Consider the following 15,939-nt stretch of genomic DNA (forward strand, 5'->3'; position numbering starts at 1 on the left):
TTATGATCATATCCGCATCGACTGATTACCGCGCCGCAGCAAAATCGAAATTGCCACCGTTTCTTTTCCACTACATTGACGGCGGTTCTTACGGAGAACATACCCTACGCCGCAACACGGCCGATCTGGCAGAGATCGCGCTCAAGCAGCGTGTACTTAATGACATGTCGGACCTAAATTTGGAAACCGAGTTGTTTGGCGAAAAACTCGCAATGCCAATCGCGCTGGCTCCAGTTGGCCTAACAGGCATGTACGCACGACGTGGTGAAGTACAAGCAGCAAAGGCCGCCGACAACAAAGGCATCCCTTTTACCATGTCGACTGTATCGGTATGCCCGATTGAAGAAGTCGCACCTAAGATTGAACGCCCAATGTGGTTTCAACTTTACGTATTAAAAGATCGCGGCTTCATGAAGAACGTTCTTGAGCGCGCCAAAGCAGCTGGCGTCACAACGCTGGTCTTCACCGTGGATATGCCAGTACCCGGCGCTCGCTACCGTGACATGCACTCAGGAATGAGTGGCCCGAATGCAGCAATGCGTCGTGTATTCCAATCGATGCGTCATCCTAGCTGGGCCGTTGATGTTGGTTTACTCGGCAAGCCTCACGATCTTGGCAACATCTCTACTTACCGCGGTTCTCCAACCAAACTGGAAGACTACATCGGTTGGTTGGGTGATAACTTCGACCCATCAATTTCATGGAAAGACCTAGAGTGGATCCGTGACTTCTGGAATGGCCCAATGGTCATCAAAGGCATTCTTGATGAAGAAGATGCAAAAGACGCCGTGAGATTTGGTGCAGACGGTATCGTAGTTTCAAACCACGGCGGTCGTCAGCTTGATGGCGTTCTATCAAGTGCTAAAGCACTGCCTGCAATTGCAGACGCAGTAAAAGGCGACACAAAGATTCTGGTCGACTCTGGCATTCGTACTGGCTTAGATGTGGTTCGTATGATGGCGATGGGCGCAGACTGCACCTTGCTTGGTCGCTCTTTCGTCTACGCGTTAGCAGCACAAGGACAAGCAGGCGTTGAGAACCTACTCGACCTGTATGACAAAGAGATGCGCGTTGCGATGACTCTAACTGGCGCTAAGACAATCAAAGACTTAACTCGTGAATCTCTGGTAGGGCTAGATTAATCGGCCACGACTCAGGCTCAGATTCGAACTAATGCTTTGGTCTACTTAGACTGAAGTTCAATCGGTGTCACAGCAATTCCACTGCCGTTGTGACACCGTTTAAGCACTGGAAAATAAAATAAAAACAAATCAGTGCCAAATAAGAAGCACAAGGAAGCAAAGATGGAGACAACCACATCCCATGAGCGAGTAATAGACGCACAAGCTTATCAGCAGCTTGAAGCGATACTGGCTCAAAAAATAGAAACACAACGCATTGTCACTCAAGAGGCAAAGCGATTGGCTTACGGCACCGATGCGAGTTTCTATCGCTTGGTGCCGAAAATGGTTCTAAGGCTTAAAAACTTAGACGAAGTGATATTCACCATTCAAAGTTGTCGCGAACTCGGTATTCATTTTACCTTTCGCGCCGCGGGCACCAGCCTGTCAGGGCAAGCGGTTTCAGACTCGGTACTCATCACACTGACCGACGACTGGCGCGGCCACGAAATCGTCGACAACGGCAATCAGATCATCCTTCAACCGGGTGTGATTGGTGCAGATGCCAACAAATACCTTGCCCCTTTCCAACGTAAAATCGGCCCAGATCCAGCCTCTATCAATACCTGTAAAATCGGTGGTATTGCAGCGAACAACGCCAGTGGCATGTGTTGTGGTACTGCGCAAAACTCGTACCGCACCGTTGAGAGCATGAAAATCGTATTGAGTGATGGCTCCCTGCTTGATACGGCTGATAACGCAAGTGTTGAGGCATTCAAGCAATCACACAAAGAACTGTTTGAAGGCATTGTTGAATTACATCAACAGACAGCGTCAAACCAAGAACTTGCAGACAGAATCCGCCACAAATACCGCCTCAAAAACACTACGGGCTACGCTCTGAATGCATTGGTCGATTACCACGACCCAATCGAAATCATTAAACACCTGATGATCGGTTCAGAGGGCACGCTAGGCTTCATCGCCGAAATCACCTACAACACAGTGATTGAACACCCGAACAAAGCTTCTGCACTGCTTGTGTTTGCCGACATAGAACAAGCAAGTAAAGCCGTTACTACGCTATCTAAAACTCCGGTTGCTGCTGTTGAGTTAATGGATGGCAGGGCGCTACGTTCTGTCGCGGATAAACCGGGTATGCCTGCGTTTATGCCAAACCTAGATTTAGAAGCGGCGGCTATTTTGGTTGAATCACACGCCAGCTCCCAGCAGGACTTAGATTTACAATGTAAATCAATTTTGGACGCATTGACTGAATACACGATTGTTGAGTCGGTGCCTTTCACTTCCGCTCCAAAGGCAGTCGCAACCCTATGGGGCATTCGAAAAGGCATGTTCCCTGCGGTTGGAGCCGTTCGTGAAGTCGGCACAACCGTTATCATTGAAGACGTGGCTTTCCCTGTCGAAAACCTTGCTAATGGTATTCGAGAGCTGCAAGAGCTGTTCGACAAATACGACTACAGCGAAGCGATCATTTTCGGTCACGCCCTCGAAGGCAACCTGCACTTTGTATTTACTCAAGGCTTCGACAGCCAAACAGAAATCGACCGCTACGGCGGTTTCATGGACGATGTTGCCGAGCTGGTTGCGGTGAAATACCAAGGTTCTCTGAAAGCAGAGCATGGTACTGGTCGTAACATGGCGCCTTATGTGGAATTGGAATGGGGCAAAGACGGCTATGCCTTGATGCAACAGATCAAAGCGCTGTTTGATCCAGAAAGACTGCTCAACCCCGGCGTTATTATCAACGACAATCCGAATTCACACATAACAAACCTAAAGCCAATGCCTGCTGCTGACGACCTTGTCGACCGCTGTATTGAATGTGGCTTCTGTGAGCCTGTTTGTCCGTCTCGTACCTTAACTCTATCGCCACGCCAACGTATCGTGCTGTACCGCGAGTTACAACGCCGCCGAGCTGCGGGTGAAGAAATAGAAGCAAGCGAGCTAGAGAAAACCTTCGAATACCAAGGTATCGATACCTGCGCCGCAACTGGTCTGTGTGCCGAGCGTTGCCCAGTAGGAATCAACACCGGCGATTTGATCAAGAAGCTTCGTATTGCCAAATACGAGAAATTTACGCCCATCGCTAAGTGGACAGCGGATCATTTCTCGACCACCACAAAACTTACCAAGGCTGGCCTCAAAACCAACCAAGTGGCGAGCAAAGTATTAGGCGCAAATACTGTCGGCAAGCTAACCAACGGCCTGCGCTCTATCACCAAAGGTGCGACACCCGTTTGGATGCCTGAGATGCCGCAATCCAACAGTCACTCGCTAGTCTCATCACCAGTGACGGCGGGAAACTCAAGCAATCATAAGAAGGTGGTTTATCTGCCTTCGTGTGCCAGTCGAACCATGGGGCAACAGAACGATGCGGGCGACCAACGTCCTCTAACTGAAGTGACCATGTCTTTGCTTAACAAAGCCGGATTTGAGGTGATTCTTCCGAAGAAGCTAGACGACCAATGTTGTGGTATGCCTTACGACAGCAAAGGTATGACCGATTTAGCCCAATCTAAAGCACAACAACTCGAAGAAGTGTTATGGCAAGCGAGTCGTCAAGGTGAATACCCAGTCTTAATGGATACCAGCCCATGTGCTAAACGCAGTATTGAACAGTTCACCAAACCGTTAGAGGTACTAGAGCCGACAGGGTTTGTGAACCAATACTTGCTTGAGCACCTGACACTTGAGCCGCTGCAAGAAACCGTGATGCTGCATGTGACTTGTAGCTCTCGTCGAATGGGTTTAGAAGGCGCGATGTTGAGCCTTGCTAAAGCCTGTACCGAAGAAGTCATCGTTCCTGAACATATTCAATGCTGTGGTTGGGCGGGTGATAAAGGTTTTACCACGCCAGAGCTGAATGAAGCCGCAGTACACCCACTCAAGGAGCAAGTGCCGAGCAACTGTACTCGTGGATTCAGTAACAGTCGAACCTGTGAGATAGGTTTGTCACATCACAGTGGCATTCCGTATCAGTCAATCTTGTACTTGGTGGACGAAGTCGCGCAATAGCATCGTTCATAGCGCAAAGGTATTAACTTAAACCTAAAACGAAAAATGGCAGCCCAATCAGGCTGCCATTTCTTTATTCGATTTAAAACGCATTACCGAGCTAGATATTGCTGAGCTAACGGTTACTGAGCAAAACGCATCAACTCTTCTGGTGAGTAGTGTTCTGCTTCTGCGCCTTTGGCGATTAAGTCGATCACTTGGAATTCGCTCATGTCACAAAACTCTTTAGTTAAATAATCACGAAACGCTTTCTCATTCGGCCATTTACCTCGCACGATATAGCCCTCTTCTTTGTCAAAGTCTTCCGTTTCAAAAAAGGAAAAGTCGGTCATACCAATATTGTGGCAATACAAAACGAGATACATGTTGAATCCTTAACGCTGAACATTTAACTAAGCTAAAAACCGATCGACAACCGATCCGAAAGCCAATTAAAAAAACAGGCTCAAGGTTACAATATAAAAAGCAAATCGAACACTCAATCGAATAGCACATCGAATAGCACATCGAAAACTTAAGCAGCCTGCACTTTTTCGTTAATCATCAAACATCATATTAATTGCAGCACCTAACAGGATCAGACCAACAATTGGGCCCATGACTGCTAATGGCGCGCGTTCAATGTAGGGCAAGTTTTCTGCAATCATCAAACCCCATTCCGGTGCAGGAGGCTTAGCTCCCAAGCCGATGAAGCTAAGCGAGGTCAGGCTCAATGTGATTACTGGCAGCCTCAACATCGCGTGCCTTAGCAAAGGTGGCAATACATAAGGAAGCAAGTAGAAACGGAAGATTCGAAGCTTGCTAGTTCCCCACAATGGCGCGAGGTGCGTATATGGTTGAGCCTTGGCTTCTACGATTAAACTTGAGCAGTGGGCGGCTAACGGCGCCCACGACACCAATACAATCGCGATTAATGCGCTGTTCGGATTCATGCCCGTTAAGCCCGCAACCAACAGACCTGCAATGATGTAAGGAATGCCCTTAGTGATCTCGATAAGGCCTTGGCTAAAGCGGGTATTGAAGCCCATGACGATGCCCGTCACCAAGCTCAAAAACGTTGCCAAGATACCCGCTTGGAAGGTCGAGACCATACCCGAGCCGATTCTCGCCAGTAAGTCTCGGCCAATGCCATCCGCACCCAAAGGCGCTTGCCAACTAGGTGATGCCAAACGTGCGAATTGGCTAGTGTATGGGTCTCGGAATGCAGCCCATACAACGATAGCAATTAGGAAAGAGAAGATCGCAAAAGCAGTGACACGCTTTGCGCGGTTCTGGGTAAAACGAAACGAAGAGTGGCTACTGATGAGCTTGCCGCTTTTCAGGCTGTGGCCAAGAATCAATTGCTGAACAAACAAGCTCATGCTGCTCACGGCAATTGAAAATAGCAGCAACACCAATAAGCCGCCTTGCAGCGTTGGTAAGTCTTGCGCCTTAGCTGCACCAAGAATCATGCGCCCGATACCAGGGATCGAGAAGATAAGCTCAACCGCGACTGCGCCACCAGTTAAGCCAATCACGATCATCGCGATTTGCGGGATCAGACTGCTCAGCGCTCTTTTCAGCGCAAAGCGAATAATTTGATTGGAATGAACGTTGGCACTGAGCCAAGTGATCACCCAAGGTTCATTGAGAACGCGTTGTAAACTGTCTCTGAGTAGGCGACTAAACAAGCCACTTGCAGGCAGTGCGAGCGCTAAACTCGGTAGCCAGATATCTTGCCAGCCTTGCCAACCATACGGTGGTAGCCAACCTAACCAGATTGAGAATACCAGTATTAATACCGAGGCGACCACATACTCTGGCAACGATATTAATACGGTGCTTAAACTGCTGTAACTCTGCCCCAGTTTGCCCTTCTTCCAACTGCGTAAGGTAGCAAGTAAGCCTGCACCGCACAGTACGAAAGTCATCACCAATGCGCTAGACATCAAAAACAGAGATGTAGACGCTGTTTTTTGAATGCCTAATGCTACCGAGGAACCATCAATCCATGATTCACCTAGATCACCTGAAAAAGCACTTCCTACCCAGTCGATCAGGCGCTCAATGGCTGAACGGTCAAGATGAAGATCAGCACGTACCGCCGCTAAAGCTTCAGGCGTAAGCAGGTGTTGTTGCCCCGCCCTAGCCCGCAGAATAGATTGGCTTGGGTCGATGCCTGCAATGTCAGGCATCAAACCAACAAGAATCACCACCACAATCAGTGAGGCGATTCTTGATAGCCAAGGCGTCAAGATAAATAGAGTTCGACGCAGAGTCTCAGCAGATAACATTTATTTAGTTAGCCTGTTTCACTTGTTTGATCTGTGTAGTTTGGTCAACTAAACGACGCTCACTTGGGTCACGAACCACATTGTTTACGCGCTCGCTTTCACCTTGAATCACACGTTCGTGAAGCAGTGGAATCGCAGCAAAGTCATTCAAGATTTTTTGCTCAGCTTCAATGATCGCTTGCTGACGTAGTGCACCTAGTGGTTGTAGGTCAGCGTGAGTCAGCGCTTGGTCTACTTCTTGAGCACAGAACTGGCCAAGGTTGAAAGAACCCTTACAGCCAAAGTCACTCATCATGTAAGCCACTGGGTCACCCGAATCTAGAACCGTTGCACGAGAAAGGATAAACGCGTCGAACTTACCAGATAGCGCATCGTTCTCGATCTGAGCGTATTCACGAATATCCAGCTCAACCTTGAAACCAGCCGCTTCAAGTTGTTGTTTCAGTAGCGCTGCCACTTCTGGAAGCTCTGCGCGGTCGGTAAAGGTACCGATAACAATGCTTTCACCGTTCGCTTTTAGCGTTTTGTCGACTGCCGGACCTTCAGGTCGAATTGGCTCAGCCCAAGCAAGTGCAGGACCTAATAGACCTTGTGCGATATCCGCGTGTTTTTCATAAACAGTGTTCACGATCTGCTCACGGTCTACTGCAGCTGCCGCAACCTTACGCAAATTGATATCACTGAACACGCCTGACTTGTTGTTCAGGTACAGCGTATTAGTACGAGGCATTGCCACTTCGTAAAGTAGGTTCGGATCAATAGTCGCGATTTGTGAAACGGGTACCGCTTCAACGACGTCAGCCGTGCCGGTTCTTAGAGCCGCAGCGCGCGCAAAACCGTTCGGAACGTATTCTGCAATCACAGATTCAACCTGTGCTTTTTGACCCCAGTAGCCATCAAAACGTTTCAGTTTCGCGCTGGTTGTACCGTTGATTTCAGTCAGCTCAAACGGGCCAGTACCTGCACCAATTGGGCTAACACGGCCATCTTCTTGATAAGCACTTGCTGCAAGAATCGCTAATTGAGGGCTTGATAAACGGCTTGGTAGAAGAGGGTCATCAAAGCTGGTTTTGATCTCTACGCGGTAGTTGTCCATCGCTTTCACTTCTAGCTCTACACCATCTAGGATGCGTGGCTTAGGTGCTGCTTCAAGCGCTTTTTGTAGAGAGTTCACTACAGAGTTTGCCGTTAATGTCGAACCATCATGGAATTTAACGCCTTGGCGAATCGTGAACTGCCAAGTCAGAGGATCAAGATGTTTCCAATCCGTTGCCAGCATTGGTTGAGCTTCAGAAGTTGGGCTCAAGTTCACTAGCGTTTCAGCCGTGCTCCAACGAGATAGTTTAAAAGCATCATCAGAAAGTGGCGATAAGCCGGTTCTTGGCGGTTGCATCATCGCAACTCGGATTTCAGATTTTACTGCGGCATCGCTCGACTCTGGCTGAGAGTCAAAACAGCCCGTCAAAGGCAGAGCCAGCGCTAGAGCGCAGGCTAGTTTGATTGAATTAAAACGCATAGTTATTTTTCTCTGTAAGCTGTGCTTCGTTAATAAGCTGTATTTTTTAATAAGATGTATTTCGTTAATAAATAAGGTTGTTTTAACAAGTAGATTTCGAAAGAGGCTGAGACTCGATCAGCATCTGAGTTGCAGGGTGAGCAGGTGTACCCATCACTTGATCGGTCGGTCCGTGCTCGACCATTTCACCATGGTCGAGAACCAGTATTTCTTCACAAAGAGCTTTTGCCGCACCGAGATCATGCGTAACCAAAATAAGGCGCATATCACGCTTCTTTTTCAATGAATTAACCAAGTCCAACAACCTTTGGCGATTCACAGGGTCAAGGCTGGCAGTAGGTTCATCGGCCACCAGCACAGCGGGTCTAACGACAAGAGCCCGAGCAATAGCCACACGTTGAGCTTGACCTGTAGAAAGCTGATTAGGTTTCAGTAAGAGCAAACTGGCAGGCAATCCAACGTCTGAAAGCGCCTCTTCAATGATGGCTTCATGATTACCCGAAACATCTAAGTTGCTTAGCGGTTCGGCTAAGATCTGTCGAACGGTATAGTAAGGGTTGAGGCTAGTGTGGGGCTCTTGAGGCACCAATTGAATCAAGCGACACACAGTTGCTTGCGCTTTGCTATCGCGAATTGGGAGCGAATAACCGAACAAGTTTATTTGACCAACGGTTGGCGCTTTAAGGCCAAATAGCAGTTCAATCAACGTTGATTTACCGGCACCAGAACGCCCAACAATTGCTAGGCTTTTGTCTTCAACATTAAGGTCTATGTTCTGTAGCGCTTTGAACGCTTTACCACCCAACCAACTTGGTACGGAGTAGTAGTGAACACTCACATTATCGAACTTAATCTCTGTCGATGTTTGTGTTTCTGAATCAGTCACTGGCATTAATGGCGAGGCTTCTGAGTTTAGTGGTAAGGTCGAGCTCATTCGATTAAGTCTCTCAATGAACAGCAGAAAGCGTGAGAGCTCGACTCAAGTGCATGTTTCGGTGCACCGTAAGCCACCACACCGCCATCATCGATGACTAACAGCTTGTCACACGCCAACGCGCTATGCAGGTCATGGGTGATGAGTAAACCACCAATTTGACGCTGTTTAACATTGTGTCGAATCAGCTTAAGTATCTCTTGCTCTGTCACCGGATCTAACGCACTGGTTGGTTCATCGGCGATGATAATATCGGAGTTGCTCAGCAAGCCAATCGCAATACACACACGTTGGCGTTGCCCACCCGAAATTTGGCTCGGGTACAACGGCAAGATGGTTTCTGGATTAGGAAAACCAAGTTGAATCAGCAACTCGGTAATTTTGATTTTGTCTTTTGATTTAAGCTTGGTGCGAGTTCCCGTCAAGGCAAGGCAGAGTTGGCCTTCTATTGAAACTAGAGGATTTAACGCTTGAAGCGCATCTTGGAAGATAACTGCGGGGCGCTGTGCTGCAGTTCTTTGCAACATAGGTAAACCACACACCGCTTCACCAGATAGAGAAATATGACCTTCAACTTCAACCGTCTCTGGCAGAAACCCCGCAATAGCGCGAGAAAGCATCGACTTACCAATGCCTGAAGGACCCATGATCGCCAACAGCTCACCTCGATAAACATCGAAGTGGATATCTTGGAAAAGGGTTCTCGAAGAGGTTTTGATCGTTAGGTGGTCAACAGACAAAAGTGGGGCGTTCACGCAGATACTCATATATAGATGTTATAACATAACAACTCTATCATTTAGCCGACATGATGAAAAGAGAACATTGAACTGTATCGCATTTTATTTGCTGTTTGATTGACCAATTTTTATTAGGGCGTGTTGACCTTTCAAGCTGAATTTTTACTTATACAAAAAAGCGCTCTCTAAATTTATCGTGTAAAAATAGTAAAGCGCTTTCATAATGTATTACAGGTGATGATTAGGTTACTTAGTTAATGGCACCCTGAGCGGCATCTTCGACTGGGTAACATTTCTGCTTAACTTGTGCGATAAACGGATACAGGAACGCAATACGTCCAAGATAAAACAAGGTGAACGCCAACCACAGACCATGATTACCCCAAATATCGATGGTAAATGCCTGTACCGCTAAGAATACCAACAAAGTCGCGATGCTTGAGTCTCTAACCGGACGCGTGGTTCCTGTTCCAGTAAAGATACCGTAAACCGTTAAGCCAAAGCCAGCCACTAACGGGAACACGATTAACCACGGAGCCATCTCTTGATATAGAGCGACTAGCGCTGGAATATCAGTAAACAAGAAAACAATGCTGTCTTTAAATACCAAGGTCAACAGCGTCAGCGCGGCAATGAAACCTGCCGTCCATTGGAAGTTAAGCCTTAATACTCGATCCAACATTGAAGGATTCTTCTGTCCTACTGCTTTACCAGCAAACACACTCGATGCGTTGGCAATACCGTCAAACATATAGCTGACTATGAAGGTCACCTGCATCAAGATCGCGTTAGCCGCTAGAACATCCGTACCCAGTTTAGAGCCAGTACGCGCCATCATGTTGAAGAACACCAAGATACAAATGGTGCGAAGCAATAAATCAGTATTCGATGAGATGATTGTCGATAGGTCTTTCTTGGTCATCTTCGAGCCTTGCAGGAACTCAGAGACCGAGATATTACTGGTCTTCATCACCAAGGTCACACCAATCGCAAAGGTGGTGACTTGTGCAATCAAACTTGCGTAAGCCACACCTGCAACACCCAAATCGAAATAAAGTACAAACACCGCATCCAAGACAATGTTCAACACATTGCCAAACACTTGTGTGTAAAGAACTTCTTTGGCTTTTGCCTGCCCCATCAACCAACCAATGATGGTGTAGTTGAGCAACACAAAAGGCGCACCATAAATCAAAATACTGAAGTAGATATGCGCGTGCTCGGCCACATTGGCTTCAGGCTCTATCACCCACATTGCACCTTGCCAGATGAGTGGGTGTATCAAGATAAAGATCAAACCCACCAAACCAGACAGCACGAACGGACGCATCAAACTACCCGCCAAATCAGAGCGGTTTCCCTTGCCCAGTGCCATCGCACTTTGCCCCGTGGTACTGACACGAAAAAAGCCAAACAACCAATACATGGTGTTCATAATGATGGTGCCGATCGCCACGCCACCAATCAGTTCAGCAATACCAAGTTGGCCGATAACAGCGGTATCCACCGCACCTAGTAGAGGCTGTGTCACCGTTGAAATGATGAAAGGGAAGGCAATTTTCAGATAATCTTTGTGGGTAATGGTCATATATTCTAGCGAGTGATATTAAGAACTATTTGCAATTAGAGCGGGATGCTATCGTTTAATCCGTACGTTGTCATCATTTACTTAGAGTCGTTTATCAACAAGCTTCTCTCCCATCGCACCATCAACATAAGACCCCTTTCTGTCATTGAGCGAGCAAATTAGCCACAACAAATGAGTAAAATCACGCTCGACAAAACACAACAAAACCAATTACAGAGCCAACTCAATGGTTAACCTAGTAAAGGCTCAGTAAAAACTCACGGGAAGGTAGAAATCGAGTTCGAATATTTCATCACTATTAAGAAAGTGATTCTGATGATAATGCACATAAGCCGGCGTAGAACGCTGCTTGAAGCCAGACGTAGGTAACCATTTTTCTAATACCATACTGATCTGTGGTAGCAGTTCTCCATAGCGGCCATTCAGTCGAAACACGGCATGCAAGCCTCCTGGGATCACCATCTGGTTCACAACACTACGATACTTAATCGGTTCATCAATCGCGATACACGCGACATAACGACACTGATCCATCTCAACCCAAGCAGGGTTTGAGTGATGCAAACCAAATTGGCTCGAAAAGTCGCGCTGTTCTGAGTTCGCCCACGCTTTCAATATCAGCCACGCGTTGCGAATGGAACGGTTATAGCCAGTGTGTCGAACATAAGCCGCCATGCGCTCCGGTGTTTCAACGATCTTCGGTTCGGGTAACACTCGCTGCGCCACGTTCAAATAGCCCGCCGCGACTTCGGGATCTTTCAAATAGGGCTTTTCTGCTACTTGTAAATCATGCTTACGCCACTCTCCGGGCGACATATTAAAGGTCGCTTTAAATGCTCGACTAAACGAAGACACAGAACTAAAGCCACATTTATGGGCGATCTCAACCACAGACGAGCTGGTATCAAACATCAATTGGTTGGCTGCATACTCCATTCGAGTTCGTCGGATGTATTGATGCAACGACTCCCCGACCACACTTTTGAAGGTGCGATGAAAGTGCTGTTCTGAATAGGCTGCTATCTCAGATAACTCTTTGGCAGACAAAGGCTGACTGATGTCTTGGTGAATATGGAACAGGACATCATTGATTCTCGATATGTGTTGACGTGACATCGTTCAAATAGCATAAATGGACATGTTTAAGAGCATAAACGGACACGCTAATTTTTACAATTGCCGTGTAATATCAAGCGATAGAATAAAAACGATAAACGACGAGACACAACACATGGAAATCGCACAGTCATTACAACAGATTCAATCTTCATACATTCGAGAGATCCTCGCAGCCGCAAGTGATCCAAATGTCATTTCATTGGCCGGTGGTTTACCGGACGAGAAAACATTCCCTATCGATTTAATGAAGCCAACGCTAGAAAATCTAGCGAACATGCCTGAAGTTTTCCAATACGGCTCTACTGCCGGTTACGGCCCGTTGCTTGACCACCTAACACAAAGCTACCAATTGCCAGAGTCACACACGGCAATGATTTGTACTGGCTCTCAGCAAGGTTTGGATTTGATTGCACGTGCGTATGTCGATCCAGGTGATGTGGTTGTGATGGAAGCGCCAAGCTACTTAGGTGCGATGCAGGTGTTTGGCCTAGTTCAAGCAAACATTGCGACCGTGTCTCAAACTGAATTTGGCCCGAACCTAGATGAACTGGAAACGTGCTTTGCACAGCAATCACCGAAGATGTTCTATGCCGTGCCTGATTTCCACAACCCAACCGGCGTGTGCTGGGCAACAGAAACTCGTCAAAAAGTGGCTGAGCTGTGTATCAAATACAACGTGGCATTCATTGAAGATGCACCATACCGTGAGCTACGTTTCACAGGTACAGAACTGCCGTTGGTTTCTTCGTTCTGCCCTGATAACTCTATCGTTCTTCGTTCATTCTCTAAGATTGCATCGCCAGGTCTACGTATTGGCGCGGTAACAGGCAAACGCAGCTACCTTGAGCCACTGATCAAAGTGAAGCAAGGCGCGGATTTACACTCAAGTGTACCAATGCAAGCACTGCTTGTTGGTCTTCTAAAACATGAAGACTTCAACGTACACATGGAAAACATTCGCACCCTGTACAAGTCTCGTTATGAGGTGCTGTTCTCAGAGCTAGAGAAACAACTGCCTGCTGACTGTGTACTGAAAGCCGTAGATGGCGGGATGTTCATTTGGGTTGAGATCCCAGAGTGCGACACCTTCGAATTGGCTAAAACTCTACTATCGAATGGTGTAGCGGTTGTACCAAGCCCAGTATTTTATCCAAAGGCCGATGAAGCCAAAGCCGCACTGCGCTTAAACTTCACTAATGCCAATCCAGAAGAATTGACGGAAGCGGTAAAACGCTTAACAGAAGTACTTAACCAAGCGTAATCGCTGACAGTACTGGCCGCTTTGGTGATTGCCTGATCGGCTTATTACCGAGAAAGCCGTCACGAGTCAGCATTAAAGGCCAATGTCATTCTCAACAAGAGAGTCACATTGGCCTTAATTTTAGGTCTCCATAAAGCACAGAAAGGACGTCAGTTTGCCGCATTGTATTATCGAACACTCATCCACTATTGATAGTCAGCAACTCAACCAAAAAGTGTTTCTCGGCGCGATGGAGTCTCAGTTGTTCTCACCAACAGGAGAAGACATCAAAGTACGCAGCCTTGCCTATCAGCATTACCAAACCGGTGAAGTAAAAGAAGACTTCGTGCATGTCTCTGTGCGTATTTTGTCTGGGCGTAACGAAAGCGTTAAAGCGATACTCTCCAAGTCCATATTGGATCAATTACTGACTCTTTCACTATCTAATGCTTCGCTGACCGTTGAGATCATTGATATTGAGACAAGCAGCTATTCAAAAGCCTTAGTTTAAAGGCAAATCACAAGCGTACATCCCCGCAACAATAGGGGATTCTAAAAACATTAGTTAACAGCATGGAGCAATGAAATGGAATTGGTGATTGGTAACAGCCCAGAATTGATAACGCAAGCACAAGCCATTCGTCATCAAGTATTCGTTGTTGAACAAGGTATTCCCCATGTGTTGGATCTTGATGGGCTCGATCCTGTCTCACATCATGCACTGATCACCGATGAAGATAATTTAGTCGCGACGGCACGCTTTCACATTGATGAATCAGGACACTCAACCATGGCACGTGTTGCTGTTCTTCAGCCTTATCGAGGATCAGGTATCGCGTCTAAAATTGTACGTGCACTTCTAAAACACGCCCCTGAACATGGTGCTAAAGTCATTGAAATCCACGCCCATCAATACCTAAAAGGTTACTATGAAAAGTTCGGCTTTGAGTTCATTCGTGAAGTGGAAATCGTCGGAGAACACCAACTCATTGAGATGAGATACTACATAAGTTCATAGCCGAAGATTCAATAGACAACAAAGCACCGCTCCTTATTTGAGTTAAAACTGCTTTTCAAATAACGGCCTTTTCACCACACCTAAAGACACACAAAAAATGATGTTATATAGCCCTACGTTTGGTTGGTTTTTGTCCCGCACCGCCTTGGTTATACTGCGCCTGATTTTAATAAGCCAACAAGACAGGACTAAGTTGAAATACTCAGTTTTGATCACAACAGGCAACCGCTCTGGATTTACGTTCCAGCTCGCAGAAAGGAAAAACCATGTCTCAATATGTTGTATGTGCTCTGTATAAATTCGTAGCACTTGATGATTACCAAGAAATTCGCCAGCCACTAACCGACGTGTTAGAAGCCAACCAAATCCGCGGTACTTTGTTACTTGCGAGTGAAGGTATCAACGGCACCGTTGCAGGTAAGCGCGAATCGATCGACGCCCTTCTTCAATGGTTCAAACAAGATTCTCGCTTGGCGGATGTTGTTTACAAAGAATCGTTCAACGAAGAACAACCATTCAACCGCACCAAGGTTAAGCTTAAGAAAGAGATCGTAACCATGGGCGTTGAGGGCATCGACCCACGCCACGTTGTCGGCACTTACGTGAAACCAAACGAATGGAACGCATTGATCTCTGATCCTGATGTGATTCTGGTTGATACTCGTAACGACTACGAAGTGGACATCGGCACCTTCAAAAATGCCGTAAATCCAAACACAGAAACCTTCCGTGAATTCCCTCAGTACGTTGAAGACAACCTTGATCCTAAAAAGCACAAGAAAGTCGCGATGTTCTGTACTGGCGGTATTCGTTGCGAAAAATCAACAGCCTACATGAAAGAGCAAGGCTTTGATGAGGTTTACCACCTTGAAGGCGGCATTCTTAAGTACCTAGAAGAAGTACCTGAAGAAGAGAGCATGTGGGAAGGCGACTGCTACGTATTTGATGGTCGTGTTGCAGTAAACCACCAGCTAGAAAAGAGCGGTTACGATGTGTGTAACGCGTGTCGTTTGCCAATCACTGACGAAGACAAAGCCTCTGAACACTTCGAGAAAGGCGTAAGCTGCCCTAAGTGTATTGATAAGCACAGCGAAGAGCAGAAAGCCCGTTTCCGTGAACGCGAAAAGCAAGTTCAACTGTCGAATGCTCGTGGTGAAACCCACGTAGGCGGCGAAGCTGCTCACCTTATCGAGCAACGCAAAAAAGAGAAGCTTGCACACAAAGAGCAGCAACGCTCTGGCAAGAAAGCAAAGTAAACTTTCTGCTTTAAACTCTTATAGTTCTAAACATATAACTATAAATAGTTAGCTATATACATACAAAAGGGCGCAAGTTCGAGGATAATCCCACG

The 15,939-nt window shown here is 46.9% G+C and carries 13 protein-coding genes; 6 read left to right on the forward strand and 7 right to left on the reverse strand.

What is annotated here, in order from left to right; genetic code table 11:
- Positions 1–2: 2 nt before the first annotated feature.
- Both lldD and AB6E85_RS00930 read left to right on the forward strand, forming a co-directional pair.
- Positions 3–1,142, forward strand: a complete 1,140-nt coding sequence (gene lldD, locus AB6E85_RS00925; RefSeq protein WP_050643634.1) for an FMN-dependent L-lactate dehydrogenase LldD — start codon at positions 3–5, stop codon at positions 1,140–1,142.
- A gap of 162 nt (positions 1,143–1,304) precedes the next feature.
- A complete protein-coding gene (locus tag AB6E85_RS00930) occupies positions 1,305–4,160 on the forward strand; it encodes an FAD-binding and (Fe-S)-binding domain-containing protein (RefSeq protein WP_372141047.1) in 2,856 nt (951 codons plus the stop codon).
- Positions 4,161–4,282: 122 nt separating this feature from the next.
- Here AB6E85_RS00930 and AB6E85_RS00935 read toward each other — a convergent pair whose 3' ends face one another.
- The 7 genes from AB6E85_RS00935 to AB6E85_RS00965 all read right to left on the reverse strand — a co-directional run bounded on the left by AB6E85_RS00935 (position 4,283) and on the right by AB6E85_RS00965 (position 12,327).
- Positions 4,283–4,525: a hypothetical protein gene (locus AB6E85_RS00935; protein WP_065676323.1), complete on the reverse strand. Its 243-nt coding sequence runs from the start codon at positions 4,523–4,525 to the stop codon at positions 4,283–4,285.
- Positions 4,526–4,696: 171 nt separating this feature from the next.
- Positions 4,697–6,433 carry an ABC transporter permease subunit gene (locus AB6E85_RS00940; RefSeq protein ID WP_372141049.1) on the reverse strand — a complete coding sequence of 579 codons (1,737 nt, stop codon included), beginning with the start codon at positions 6,431–6,433 and terminating at the stop codon, positions 4,697–4,699.
- A 4-nt stretch (positions 6,434–6,437) separates the two neighbouring features.
- Positions 6,438–7,949 (reverse strand): ABC transporter substrate-binding protein, encoded by a 1,512-nt coding sequence (locus AB6E85_RS00945; RefSeq protein WP_372141050.1) that lies wholly within the window; start codon positions 7,947–7,949, stop codon positions 6,438–6,440.
- Between the two features lie 82 nt (positions 7,950–8,031).
- On the reverse strand, positions 8,032–8,883 hold the full coding sequence (locus AB6E85_RS00950; RefSeq protein ID WP_372141051.1) for an ABC transporter ATP-binding protein: 852 nt from the start codon (positions 8,881–8,883) through the stop codon (positions 8,032–8,034).
- Positions 8,880–9,638 (reverse strand): ATP-binding cassette domain-containing protein, encoded by a 759-nt coding sequence (locus AB6E85_RS00955; RefSeq protein ID WP_048613312.1) that lies wholly within the window; start codon positions 9,636–9,638, stop codon positions 8,880–8,882. The genes AB6E85_RS00950 and AB6E85_RS00955 overlap by 4 nt, the downstream gene beginning before the upstream one ends.
- Positions 9,639–9,873: 235 nt before the next feature.
- Positions 9,874–11,211 (reverse strand): MATE family efflux transporter, encoded by a 1,338-nt coding sequence (locus tag AB6E85_RS00960; RefSeq protein ID WP_372141053.1) that lies wholly within the window; start codon positions 11,209–11,211, stop codon positions 9,874–9,876.
- A 246-nt stretch (positions 11,212–11,457) separates the two neighbouring features.
- Positions 11,458–12,327, reverse strand: a complete 870-nt coding sequence (locus tag AB6E85_RS00965) for a GyrI-like domain-containing protein (RefSeq protein ID WP_372141054.1) — start codon at positions 12,325–12,327, stop codon at positions 11,458–11,460.
- A gap of 115 nt (positions 12,328–12,442) precedes the next feature.
- Between AB6E85_RS00965 and AB6E85_RS00970 the strand changes: the two genes are divergently transcribed.
- From AB6E85_RS00970 to AB6E85_RS00985, 4 genes are all read left to right on the forward strand, one after another.
- Entirely contained in the window at positions 12,443–13,591 is a 1,149-nt protein-coding gene (locus tag AB6E85_RS00970; RefSeq protein ID WP_268670438.1) for a PLP-dependent aminotransferase family protein, read from the forward strand.
- A gap of 154 nt (positions 13,592–13,745) precedes the next feature.
- Entirely contained in the window at positions 13,746–14,081 is a 336-nt protein-coding gene (locus AB6E85_RS00975; RefSeq protein ID WP_372141055.1) for a 5-carboxymethyl-2-hydroxymuconate Delta-isomerase, read from the forward strand.
- 75 nt (positions 14,082–14,156) lie between these two features.
- Positions 14,157–14,588: a GNAT family N-acetyltransferase gene (locus AB6E85_RS00980; RefSeq protein ID WP_372141056.1), complete on the forward strand. Its 432-nt coding sequence runs from the start codon at positions 14,157–14,159 to the stop codon at positions 14,586–14,588.
- A 266-nt stretch (positions 14,589–14,854) separates the two neighbouring features.
- The gene (locus AB6E85_RS00985; RefSeq protein WP_050643627.1) at positions 14,855–15,844 is read left to right on the forward strand and encodes a rhodanese-related sulfurtransferase; all 990 of its coding nucleotides are present in this window, start codon (positions 14,855–14,857) and stop codon (positions 15,842–15,844) included.
- Positions 15,845–15,939 lie beyond the last annotated feature (95 nt).

It is taken from the genome of Vibrio sp. 10N.247.311.51, assembly GCF_041467855.1.
Classification (GTDB): Bacteria; Pseudomonadota; Gammaproteobacteria; order Enterobacterales; family Vibrionaceae; genus Vibrio; species Vibrio coralliirubri.